This window comes from Methylophilus sp. DMC14 (genome assembly GCF_056314085.1).
The window spans coordinates 307,773-319,296 of the sequence record NZ_JBQUZA010000001.1; the positions used below are offsets into that span (position 1 = coordinate 307,773).

An 11,524-nucleotide genomic window follows, 5' to 3' on the forward strand; every position below is an offset into this window, starting at 1 on the left:
TTATTGACCACTCAGCTGGTCAGCTAACGCTTGCGCAGCAGAAAAGTCCAGTGTACCTTCATAAATGGCGCGGCCGGTAATGGCACCCATGATGCCTTCATCCTGCACGGCGCACAAGTTGCGCACATCATCCAGATTGGTCACACCGCCACTGGCGATCACCGGAATCGTTAAAGCCTGCGCCAATGCTACAGTCGCTTCAATATTCACGCCAGTCAACATGCCATCCCGGCCGATATCCGTGTAAACAATACTTTCCACACCGTAATCTTCAAATTTCTTCGCCAGGTCAATCACATCATGCCCCGTCAACTTGGACCAGCCATCCACGGCTACTTTGCCGTCTTTGGCATCCAGCCCCACCATGATCTGGCCTGGGAAAGCATAGCAGGCCTCATGCAGAAAGCCCGGATTCTTCACAGCGGCGGTGCCAATAATGACATAGCTGATACCATCATCCAGATAGCGCTCTATTGTATCCAGATCACGGATGCCACCACCCAATTGAATAGGGATATCCCCACCTATTGCAGCCACAATAGACTTGATCGCACCTTCATTGACAGGCTTGCCCGCAAAGGCCCCATTCAAGTCCACCAGGTGTAAACGCTTACCGCCTTTATCTGCCCAATGTCTGGCCATCGCTGCAGGATCTTCGGAAAATACGGTGGACTCTTCCATCAGTCCCTGCTTCAAACGCACGCAGTGGCCATCTTTTAAATCAATTGCTGGAATGATTAACATGTTGTTTTCAGTAGATAAATAACGAGTAGTGACTAAAACGACTGTAGCCCGTCTTAGGGCTTCCAGTTTACAAAATTACGTAAAAGTTGCAAGCCTGCACTGGCGCTCTTTTCCGGGTGAAACTGCACGGCAAATACATTGTCACGTGCAATCGCGCCGGTAAAATCAAATGGATAGGCGGTGGTCGCAGCGGTCAATGCCGTCTCATCCGGGACCACATAGTAGCTATGCACGTAGTAAAAACGGGCCTGGTCAGGAATCTCCTGCCACAAGGCATGCGGCTGAGTCTGATGTACCTGGCTCCAGCCCATGTGCGGGACCTTGAGCTTTTCACCATGCACATCCACCATTTTTGCCTGAGGAAAGCGCTTGACCTCGCCGGCATACACGCCTAGCCCAGGAACATTGCCTTCTTCAGAATGCTCAAACAACATTTGCAAACCAATACAAATGCCGAGGAAAGGCTTTTGCTGTGTTGCATCAAGCACTGCCTGGCGCAAATTGCGCGCATCCAGTTCACGAATGCAATCCGGCATGGCGCCCTGCCCCGGAAACACTACCCGCTCCGCCTGGGCAATTTGCGCAGGATCGCTGGTGACTGCAACCGTGGTATCAGGCGCTACCGCTTTGAAAGCATTGGCAACTGAACGGAGGTTTCCCATGCCATAATCAACAATGGCGACTTGCAAACGATTCATCATAAACAATCGGGCTATAACGCACCTTTGGTTGATGGCATCAAGCCGGCCATGCGAGGATCTTGGGTGGCCGCCATACGCAAGGCACGACCAAACGCTTTAAAAATCGTTTCCGCCTGGTGATGAGCGTTTTGGCCTTTGAGATTATCAATGTGCAGCGTGACCAGTGCATGATTGACAAAGCCCTGGAAAAATTCGTGAATCAGATCTACATCAAACTCACCGATCATGGCACGCGTAAAGGTGCAATCAAACGCCAAGCCCGGACGACCGGACAAATCCAGCGCCACACGGCTCAAGGCTTCATCCAGCGGGACATAGCTATGCCCGTAGCGCGTCAAGCCTTTTTTGTCGCCCAACGCTTTGCTGAATGCCTGACCCAAGGTAATCCCAATATCTTCAACCGTATGGTGGGCATCAATATGCAAATCCCCCTTGGCATGCACTTTCAGATCTATCATGCCATGACGGGCGATTTGATCCAGCATGTGATCCAAAAAGCCCAGCCCACTGTCCAGTTCAGACTGCCCTGTACCATCGAGATTAATCGACACAGTAATTTGGGTTTCTAGCGTATTACGCGTAACTTCGGCTTGACGTGACATATGAGAGAGGAAGGTGATCACTGAGAGTTTGCAAGTATTACACGCATTTTACAGCAAGTCTTGGCAGACAGGCAAAACCAGTTGTGAAAAACAAAAAAGCAGCCCAATGGACTGCTTTTTTGAATCGTGCATTTATCAGAAATAAAAGCGGATTATTTTGCTTCTTCAGTCGCTGGTGCAGCTTCTGCAGCAGGCGCTTCAGCGGCTGGAGCAGCTTCTTCAGCAGCAGGTGCTTCGGCAGCAGGCGCCTCAGCAGCTGGGGCAGCCTCTTCAGCAGCTGGTGCTTCTGCAGCAGGCGCAGCTTCTTCAGATTTTTTACCCAACAAAGAGAATACCAATACTGCAGCAACTGCAGCAATAATCCATGGCAGCAACTTGTTACCACCTTTAGCAGCACCAGCACCTGCACCGTGTGCAATTTTGGTGATTTCTGTTGCAGCAGCAGCAGGATCAGCAGCACCGTAGATCGCTGCACCAGCAACGACGATATCAGCACCAGCGTCAACCACTTGTTTAGTCGTTGCAGCTTTTACACCACCAGCCACAGACACTTTAGCGCCTGTTTTCAGACCGGACACCAGGCCCAAGTCAGCGAATGGAGTTTGACCAGCCGCTTGTTGGTCCAAGCCAGTGTGCACGCCGATGATGTGTGCACCCAACTTAACAACTTCCAGCGTACGGGCTTTTTTGTCTTTTACGTTGATCAGGTCGATTTGCGCTTCTTTGCCATATTTGTTGGCAGCATCAATCACGCCTTTGATGGTACCGATGTCAGCAGTGCCCAAAACGGTACAAATGTCAGCACCTGCTTTGTAGAATGGCTCAGCTTCGTAGAAGCCAGCATCCATGGTTTTCAGGTCAACCAAAATTTTGTTGTTAGGGAATTTTGCACGCAGTGCTTTCAACAGTTCGATACCGTTGTGCTTGATGCAAGGGGTACCGATTTCCAAGATATCAACGTGTGGCGCCACTTTAGCTGCTAAAGCGATCGTCGCGTCAAAATCCAATGAGTCCAATGCCATCTGGGTTTGTGCCATTTTTCTTCCTCCGAGTTTGCTCTATTTTCAATCCAATGAATCTATGCGCAGCAATCATGCAAACGCAACCGTCACTGCACATTATGTACAATAGGGTGCATCATAACCGGATTTGCCACACAATGACAATATTCGCTGGATATTTTTATGTGCGATTACAATCAATTAACCGCGATTAGCCCGTAATTTAGTACAAATCCCGCGCTTTTGACGACATCAGGCTTGCACAAGCGCACGTATTGCCTGCATCAAGGCCTGATTTTGCGACTCGTTGCCGATGGTAATCCGTAAAAAATCGGAAATTCTAGCTGGTTTTTTGAAATGGCGGACGATCACGGCGCGTTCACGCAGCCCTGCGGCCAACTGCTCACCCACATACGCCGGGTGACGGGTAAAAATAAAGTTTGCCCCGGAAGGCAACACTTCAAATCCCAACGCTTCTAGTGCACTGACCAGGCTGGTACGCGACGTGATGACCTGTTGACGCGTTTGCTGAAAGTAAGCTTCATCCTGCAATGCCGCAATGGCACCCGCCTCGGCAAAACGATCAATCGGATATGAGTTAAAGCTGTCCTTGACCCGGATTAATGCCTCAATCAACGCGGCATTGCCCAACGCATAGCCCACGCGCAAGCCTGCTAACGAACGTGATTTCGAATAGGTATGCGTCACCAGCAGATTTGGGTAACGATGAATCAGTGCGACCGCGGACTCGGTGCCAAAGTCAACATAGGCCTCATCGACCACCACCACAGATTGCGTATTGTGGGCCAGCAAGCGCTCAATTTCGCTTAATGGCAGCGGAATGCCGGTTGGCGCGTTGGGGTTAGGGAAAATAATCCCGCCATTAGGGCGCAAATAATCGTCTATCGCCACTTCAAACTGCGCATTGAGCGCAACGGTTTCAAAGTGGATGCCGTACAAGCCGCAGTAGACCGGATAGAAACTGTAACTAATATCAGGAAACAACAAAGGCAAGTCGTGCTTGAGCAAGGCCTGAAACACGTGCGCCAACACCTCATCGGAACCGTTGCCGACAAACACCTGATTGGCTTGCAGCCCATGATATTCAGCCAACGCCGCCTTGAGGCGACTGGAATCCGGATCGGGATACAAGCGCAAACTGTCTGCAGCTTCTGCCTCCAAGGCAGCAATCACCTTGGGGCTGGGACCATAAGGATTTTCATTGGTATTAAGCTTGACCAGATTTTGCAACTTGGGCTGTTCGCCCGGCACATAAGGGGTCAACTCATGAACAATCTTGCTCCAATATTGACTCATGGCTGCCTCTTATTTCAAGCGATACTCAGCACTACGCGCGTGCGCCTGCAGGCCTTCGCCATACGCCAACGTCGCAGCAATCTTGCCCAGCGTTTGCGCCCCCGCAGACGACACCATAATCAGGCTGGAACGCTTCTGGAAATCATAGACCCCCAACGGCGAACTGAATCGGGCGGTACGTGAGGTCGGCAGCACATGGTTGGGGCCGGCGCAATAATCGCCCAGCGCCTCACAGGTGTCACGCCCCATAAAGATCGCCCCGGCATGCTTGATCTGCTTGCTAAAGGCCAAGGCATCGTCCATGGATAACTCCAGGTGTTCTGGCGCGATGTAGTTGCAAATCTCGGCGGCCTCAGCCAGGTCCTTTACTTGTATCAGTGCACCCCGGTTTTGCAGCGAGGTACGAATAATCTCCTGGCGCGGCATGTCGACCACCTGACGGGCAATACTGGCCTCCACCTGATCCAGAAATTCTGCGCTTGGCGACAGCAATATCGCCTGTGCCAACTCGTCATGTTCCGCCTGGCTGAACAGATCCATGGCTGTCCAATCTGGATTGCTCTTGCCATCGCTGATGACCAGAATCTCAGAAGGACCTGCCACCATATCAATGCCGACGACCCCGAACACCCGGCGCTTGGCCGCAGCCACATAGGCATTACCTGGCCCGACAATCTTGTCTACCTGTGGCACGGTTTCAGTGCCATATGCCAGCGCCCCCACGGCTTGTGCACCGCCAATACAGAACACGCGATCCACGCCACAGACCGCAGCCGCAGCCAGTACCAATGAATTTTTCTCGCCATTCGGCGTAGGCACAACCATCACCAACTCTTGCACACCCGCCACCTTGGCAGGGATCGCATTCATCAGCACAGAAGAGGGATAAGCCGCCTTACCGCCAGGCACATACAAGCCCACGCGATCCAGCGCCGTCACCTGTTGACCAAGCAAGGTGCCATCAGCCTCAGTATATTGCCAGGACTGCATGACCTGCTTTTCGTGATAGCTACGCACCCGGTCAGCTGCTGCCTGCAAAGCCTCGCGCTGTGCCGCCGGCAGGCTGGTTAAGGCCGCTTGCAACTCCGCTTGAGGAATTTCCAATGCAGCCAGACTGGAGGCATTGGTTTTATCAAAGCGGTTGGTATATTCAAGCACAGCCGCATCACCGCGCGCCTTCACATCCTTGAGAATATTGGCAACCACCAGGTCTATGCTGTCATCTTGCGCGGTCTCAAAAGCCAGCAATGCCTTCAATTCGGCATCAAAGCCATGATCCTGTGTATTTAAGCGTTTAATCTTCATCATTTTCTAAACATTAATCTTTGCGGACAGCGCCCGCAAAGCTATCAATAATCGGCTGCAACAAAGGCCGATTCACTTTGTAAGAAGCCTGATTGACCACCAGCCGCGAACTGATAGCACCAATCTCCTCTACTGCTTTGAGCTTGTTGGCGCGTAAAGTTCCACCCGTGCTGACCAAATCCACAATCGCATCCGCCAATCCAACCAACGGGCCCAATTCCATCGAGCCATAAAGCTTGATCAAATCCACATGCATGCCTTTGGCGGCAAAATGCTCGCGTGCGGTTTTCACATACTTAGTCACCACCTTGAGGCGCGCGCCCTGACGGATGCTGGCTTCATAATCGAAGTCATCACGCACCGCCACCATCATTTTGCAGCGCGCAATATTCAAGTCCAGCGGTTGATACAGGCCTTCTCCACCATGCTCATCCAGGACATCCTTACCGGCAATACCAATATCTGCTGCACCATATTGCACATAGGTAGGCACATCGGTCGCACGGACAATCACCAACCGGACATCCTCACGGTTGGTCGGCAAAATCAGCTTGCGGGAAGACTCGGGGTCTTCTAATGCCTGAATCCCTGCTGCGGCCAACAAGGGCGTGGTTTCCTCAAAAATACGCCCCTTGCTGAGTGCGATAGTAATCATGATTAGTTCGATCTGCGCACTTTGGCGCCCAGTTGATTCAATTTTTCTTCGAGTTTTTCGTAGCCGCGATCCAGATGGTAAATCCGATCTATCACGGTTTCCCCCTCAGCGACCAGGCCAGCCAGAACCAAGCCGGCAGACGCACGCAAATCGGTGGCCATCACATTTGCGCCTTCCAGTACGGAGACACCTTTCACCAAGGCAGTATTGCCCTGCACATCAATATTGGCCCCCATGCGCTGCAACTCTTGCACATGCATGAAGCGGTTTTCAAAAATGGTTTCAATCACCGTAGATACGCCCTCTGCCACCGTATTCATGGCCATGAACTGCGCCTGCATATCAGTAGGAAACGCAGGATGCGGCGCCGTACGCACATTGACGGCTTTGAGTTTGCCATCACTTTTGACCGTAATACTGTTTGCGTCATGACTGATCTGGGCACCGGCTTCACGCAGTTTTTCGATCACCGCTTCGAGCAAATCAGGACGTGCGTTTTTCAAGGTTACTTCACCACCGGTCATGGCAGCGGCTACCATATAGGTGCCGGCTTCAATACGATCACACACAATATGATGCTGTGCGCCAAGCAAACGCTCCACCCCTTCGATGGTAATCGTGTCTGTGCCAGCGCCTTTAATGTTGGCACCCATTTTATTCAGGCACTCGGCCAGATCAACCACCTCAGGTTCTTTGGCGGCGTTTTCCAGCACTGTCGTGCCCTGCGCCAGCGCAGCGGCCATCATGAGGTTTTCTGTGCCGGTGACAGTCACCAGATCCATATAATACTTAGCGCCTTGCAGGCGGCGGTTAGGCAAGTGCAAGGTGCTGGCCTGGATGTAACCGTGCGTGATATGCATGGCAGCACCCATGGCTTGCAGGCCTTTGATATGCAAATCGACCGGACGCGAACCAATGGCGCATCCGCCGGGCAAAGACACGCGGGCAGTGCCAAAACGGGCCAGTAATGGCCCCAGTACCAGAATCGAGGCACGCATGGTTTTTACCATGTCATAGGTGGCTTCAAACGAGGCGACATCGCTGGCATCCAGTATGACCTGATCCGCCTGTTTGCTGACCTTGACGCCCATGGTGTCCAGCAGCTTCAGCGTAGACGCCACGTCACGTAACTCAGGCACCCCAGTAAGCGTAAAAGGCGTTTCCGCCAGCAAGCCAGCGCACAAAATTGGCAACGCGGCATTCTTGGCGCCAGACACGACGACTTCGCCGTGCAGAGGCACGCCACCTTCAATAATCAGTTTATCCAAAATTACGCTTTCGCCAACAGTTCTTGCAATTCACCACTCTGGTACATGCTGCGCATAATGTCGGCACCACCGATAAACTCCCCGCCTACATACAGTTGCGGAATAGTCGGCCAGTTAGCAAATTGTTTGATGCCTTCACGCACCTCCATGTCTTGCAACACATCTACCGCAACAAACTCGGCACCACAGGCGTTGAGGATTTGCGCAGCCACGCTTGAAAAGCCGCATTGCGGAAACTTGGGGCTACCTTTCATATACAGAACCACCTTGTTGCTGGTCACTGTCTCTTTGATTTTTACTTGTACATCCATGATTCATCACTCCATCGTGTTAAGAACGCTTCAGGCCTGTAGTTGCTGCCATTGCGTCGGGGTATAGGTTTGCATAGACAACGCATGAATTTCCGCACGCATCCGGTCTCCCAGTGCGGCATAGACAAGCTGGTGCTGCTGCACCATGCGTTTACCTTCAAATGCCGGACTGACTATCACCGCATCAAAATGCGTGCCGTCATCGCCATTGACTTTCAGGTAATCGCACTCCAACCCGTTGCGGATATAAGCCTCTAATTGCGCTGCTGTTAACACAAAACCTCTCTTGTTCTACAAAATACAGTTGAATCTAGCCAGGGGTCTGACCAGCTAACTGCGTAATTTATAACCGGATTTTAACATCTTTAGGCATAGCCACGCCAATCCGAGCAAGAAGCTAGCCACCACTGCCAAACTCAGCCATGGCGACACGTCCCCCTGCCCGAAGAAGCCATAACGAAAACCGTCTATCATGTAAAAAAATGGATTCAATTGCGAGACCGCCTGCCAGAAAGGGGGGAGCGAGTGAATCGAATAGAAAACACCGGATAAAAACGTCAGCGGCATGATGACAAAGTTTTGAAAAGCGGCCATCTGGTCGAACTTGTCCGCCCAGATACCGGCAATCACACCAAACGTGCCCAGCAATGCGCTACCACAAAGTGCAAACGTGATAATCCACCCGGGATGCACCGTTGGTACCGACACAAAACACAACGCAACCAGATAAATACTCAACCCAACCACTAAACCACGGATCATGGATGCCGCCAGAAAAGCGATAAAAAACTCCATGGTCGTCAGCGGCGTGAGTAGCAGGAAGACAATGTTGCCCATCACTTTAGACTGGATCAGGCTCGATGAGCTATTGGCAAAGGCATTCTGCAACAAGGACATCATCATCAGGCCAGGCACCAGAAACGCGGTATAACTGACCTGATCGTAGACTTTGACGTGGGACTCCAGCACATGCGAAAAAATCAGCAGGTATAACAATGCTGTCAGAATGGGCGAAGCAATGGTTTGAAATGCCACGCGCCAAAAACGCAACAGCTCTTTTTTAAACAGCGTATAAACGCCGCGACGCTGCGGGCTGATTTTGTCATCCAGCCAAAAAAATGGATTCAGCCACTTCATGCCAGCACCCCTTGCTGATTCCCCACCAGGTTAAGAAAGACATCTTCCAGATCCGCCTCCTGCAGTTGCATGTCCAGCACCTGCACGCCCGCCTGACGCAACGCAGTCAGCACCGTTTCCACCTGCGTTAACTCCGTGATCGCCAGGACGACCTCTTCCCCGTTTTGCTGCTTGAGTAGCGGCTGTAACACAGCAGGCAAGGCCGCCGACAAGCGTAACGACAACTGCTTTGCGGCATGGCTCTTGAGCAAAGCGCGCGTACTGTCTAGCGCCACAACGCGGCCTTGCTTCATCATTGCCACGCGCTGACACAAAGCCTCAGCCTCTTCGAGATAATGCGTGGTCAAAATAATCGTATGTCCTTGCTGATTCAGTGTTTGAATAAACGCCCACAGCATTTGCCGCAATTCGACATCCACCCCTGCGGTCGGCTCATCGAGCACGATGACGGGGGGCTTGTGCGCCAGCGCCTGCGCAATCAGGGCCCGACGCTTCATACCGCCCGACAGTTTTCGCATATTGGTATAGGCTTTGTCAGTGAGCCCCAGCCCTTCGATAATCTCATCGACCCAGACATCATTCTCAGGGCCATGCCCGAAATAACCAGCCTGGAAACGCAGCATTTCACGCACATTGAAAAACGGATCAAATACCAGCTCTTGCGGCACCACGCCCAATGCCTGACGCGCACGCTGATAATCAGACTGCACATCGTGCCCCATGATGCGGATGCTGCCGCTCGTGGGTTGCAACAACCCCGCCATCAAATTGATCAGCGTGGACTTACCTGCCCCGTTAGGGCCAAGTAAAGCAAAAAACTCGCCTTGCTCAATCTGCAAATCCACGCCCCTCAGGGCTTCAAACTGACCAAACCGTTTGGTAATTCCTGTGATTTCTATGGCAGCGGCCACGTCTATCCTTTCGCTATCCCAAAAAAACGAAACCCCACCTCGTCTGAGCTGGGGCTGTTCGATTTTGTGAGTGGTTAATTCAACAAGAATCCATCGACACCGTATAGCTGCATTAAACTTCGCAGATTGTCTGGCACCCCGACGACTGACATGTTACCCGGGTGCGTATAGTCATGATTAAGTCTGCGCTGTATCTCAAGAATCATACTGATCGCCACCGTATCCACCTCTTTCACCCCTGAAAAGTCTAGGGTCAGTGGCGAGGCCAGCTGCAATTTTTGCAAGTCAGCTAAAGTTTCGCTGATATTGGCAATCAGCAAATCACCTTTAAAGTGCAAACTATTTTGTTGTTGCGTCAGTTGAGCCACCCGTTTCTCCCGATTTTTTCAGACCACGCAGTTATTTACCTGTGGCTGCCTTGTTCTTGTCCGCCAGTTTTTTCGTCAGGCTATCCAGACCATTTTGGCGAATTTCTTGTGCAAACTGGCTACGGTAGTTAGTGACCAGACTCACGCCTTCAATGACGATATCAAACACTTTCCAGTCGTCGCCTTTTTTACCCAACGTGTAATCAACGGCAATCGGATCGCCACCAGGCTGCTGTATCGCCGTTTTGACGGTTGCTGTATCCGCCCCGGACTCCATGCGGAAAGGCTTGTATTCAATTACCTGATTTTTGTATTTAGACAATGCAGTAGCATAAGTGCGTAACAGCAGCGTCTTGAACTCAGCCTGGAAAGCGGTTTTCTGATCTGGGCTCGCATTGGTCCAGTTTTTACCTAACACCAGACGTGACACTTTCTCAAAATCAAAGTTTGGCAGTATCTTTTCTTCTGCCAGACTGAAAATCTTTTGCTGGTTGCCCGCTTGAATATCCTTATCGCTTTTGATGACTTCAATCACATCGTCGGCGGTCTTTTTCACCAGTTGATCGGGCGCCATTGCTGCCATTGCTACACCACTGACCAGCCATATGGCTGCTGCCATCCACCACTTTTTCATCGCTATCCCTTTATATCGTTTGAGTTATTTGCCCACTTTATCAAGCGGGCTGGCATCTAACGCATCAACTGTACTTTCGGTTGATGCAGCTGCCGTTTTATTTCCATTGTCGTTACTTTCTGTCGCCTTGCTATACAAAAACTGACTAATCAGTTTTTCCAGCACAACCGCATCCTGGGTCTGTGTGATCTTGTCCCCATTTTTGAGGTTGATCTCGTCACCACCGGCTTCGAGCCCAACGTATTGCTCACCCAGCAAGCCTGCAGTGTAAATGTTGGCGAACGTATCTTTGGGGAATGCATAGCGGGCATCAATGTTGAGACTCACGACGGCCTCATAAGTTTTAGGATCAAACACAATATCGTTGACGCGACCGACCACCACCCCTGCGCTTTTCACAGGGGCGCGAGGTTTGAGGCCGCCGATATTTTCAAAATTCGCCGTCACGGTATAGGTCTGGCCGATATTACTGGTGGTGAGATTGCCCACTTTCATGGCCAAGCCCAATAAGGCGGCCAAGCCTAATGCCACAAAGATCCCGACCCATAAATCAATTGTTGTTCTTTCCAT

15 protein-coding genes are annotated in these 11,524 nt (G+C 51.5%); all 15 read right to left on the bottom strand.

Annotated features, from left to right (window positions below):
* The 15 genes from hisA to mlaD all read right to left on the bottom strand — a co-directional run bounded on the left by hisA (nucleotide 1) and on the right by mlaD (nucleotide 11,524).
* Complete coding sequence (hisA, locus tag ACT53C_RS01615; RefSeq protein WP_194748759.1) at nucleotides 1-744, bottom strand: 1-(5-phosphoribosyl)-5-[(5-phosphoribosylamino)methylideneamino]imidazole-4-carboxamide isomerase; 744 nt, start codon at nucleotides 742-744, stop codon at nucleotides 1-3.
* A gap of 53 nt (nucleotides 745-797) precedes the next feature.
* Nucleotides 798-1,442: an imidazole glycerol phosphate synthase subunit HisH gene (hisH, locus tag ACT53C_RS01620; protein ID WP_313985806.1), complete on the bottom strand. Its 645-nt coding sequence runs from the start codon at nucleotides 1,440-1,442 to the stop codon at nucleotides 798-800.
* Between the two features lie 14 nt (nucleotides 1,443-1,456).
* The gene (hisB, locus tag ACT53C_RS01625; RefSeq protein WP_194748760.1) at nucleotides 1,457-2,047 is read right to left on the bottom strand and encodes an imidazoleglycerol-phosphate dehydratase HisB; all 591 of its coding nucleotides are present in this window, start codon (nucleotides 2,045-2,047) and stop codon (nucleotides 1,457-1,459) included.
* A 152-nt stretch (nucleotides 2,048-2,199) separates the two neighbouring features.
* Nucleotides 2,200-3,084, bottom strand: a complete 885-nt coding sequence (gene hxlA / locus ACT53C_RS01630; RefSeq protein ID WP_194748761.1) for a 3-hexulose-6-phosphate synthase — start codon at nucleotides 3,082-3,084, stop codon at nucleotides 2,200-2,202.
* A 216-nt stretch (nucleotides 3,085-3,300) separates the two neighbouring features.
* Complete coding sequence (gene hisC, locus ACT53C_RS01635) at nucleotides 3,301-4,365, bottom strand: histidinol-phosphate transaminase (protein WP_194748762.1); 1,065 nt, start codon at nucleotides 4,363-4,365, stop codon at nucleotides 3,301-3,303.
* Between the two features lie 9 nt (nucleotides 4,366-4,374).
* Nucleotides 4,375-5,670, bottom strand: coding sequence for a histidinol dehydrogenase (hisD, locus tag ACT53C_RS01640; protein WP_194749111.1), 1,296 nt, complete (start codon nucleotides 5,668-5,670; stop codon nucleotides 4,375-4,377).
* A 13-nt stretch (nucleotides 5,671-5,683) separates the two neighbouring features.
* Nucleotides 5,684-6,325: an ATP phosphoribosyltransferase gene (hisG, locus tag ACT53C_RS01645; protein WP_275357652.1), complete on the bottom strand. Its 642-nt coding sequence runs from the start codon at nucleotides 6,323-6,325 to the stop codon at nucleotides 5,684-5,686.
* 2 nt (nucleotides 6,326-6,327) lie between these two features.
* A complete protein-coding gene (gene murA, locus ACT53C_RS01650) occupies nucleotides 6,328-7,593 on the bottom strand; it encodes a UDP-N-acetylglucosamine 1-carboxyvinyltransferase (protein ID WP_275357654.1) in 1,266 nt (421 codons plus the stop codon).
* A gap of 2 nt (nucleotides 7,594-7,595) precedes the next feature.
* Entirely contained in the window at nucleotides 7,596-7,904 is a 309-nt protein-coding gene (gene grxD / locus ACT53C_RS01655; RefSeq protein WP_476144488.1) for a Grx4 family monothiol glutaredoxin, read from the bottom strand.
* Nucleotides 7,905-7,934: 30 nt separating this feature from the next.
* Complete coding sequence (locus tag ACT53C_RS01660; RefSeq protein WP_194748766.1) at nucleotides 7,935-8,180, bottom strand: BolA family protein; 246 nt, start codon at nucleotides 8,178-8,180, stop codon at nucleotides 7,935-7,937.
* A gap of 54 nt (nucleotides 8,181-8,234) precedes the next feature.
* Nucleotides 8,235-9,041 (bottom strand): ABC transporter permease, encoded by an 807-nt coding sequence (locus tag ACT53C_RS01665; protein WP_194748767.1) that lies wholly within the window; start codon nucleotides 9,039-9,041, stop codon nucleotides 8,235-8,237.
* Nucleotides 9,038-9,952 carry an ABC transporter ATP-binding protein gene (locus tag ACT53C_RS01670; protein WP_476144490.1) on the bottom strand — a complete coding sequence of 305 codons (915 nt, stop codon included), beginning with the start codon at nucleotides 9,950-9,952 and terminating at the stop codon, nucleotides 9,038-9,040. Before ACT53C_RS01670 ends, ACT53C_RS01665 begins: the two co-directional genes overlap by 4 nt.
* A 74-nt stretch (nucleotides 9,953-10,026) precedes the next feature.
* The gene (locus ACT53C_RS01675) at nucleotides 10,027-10,320 is read right to left on the bottom strand and encodes an STAS domain-containing protein (RefSeq protein ID WP_194748768.1); all 294 of its coding nucleotides are present in this window, start codon (nucleotides 10,318-10,320) and stop codon (nucleotides 10,027-10,029) included.
* Nucleotides 10,321-10,351: 31 nt separating this feature from the next.
* A complete protein-coding gene (locus tag ACT53C_RS01680) occupies nucleotides 10,352-10,954 on the bottom strand; it encodes an MlaC/ttg2D family ABC transporter substrate-binding protein (protein ID WP_275357659.1) in 603 nt (200 codons plus the stop codon).
* Nucleotides 10,955-10,978: 24 nt separating this feature from the next.
* Entirely contained in the window at nucleotides 10,979-11,524 is a 546-nt protein-coding gene (gene mlaD, locus ACT53C_RS01685) for an outer membrane lipid asymmetry maintenance protein MlaD (protein WP_476144493.1), read from the bottom strand.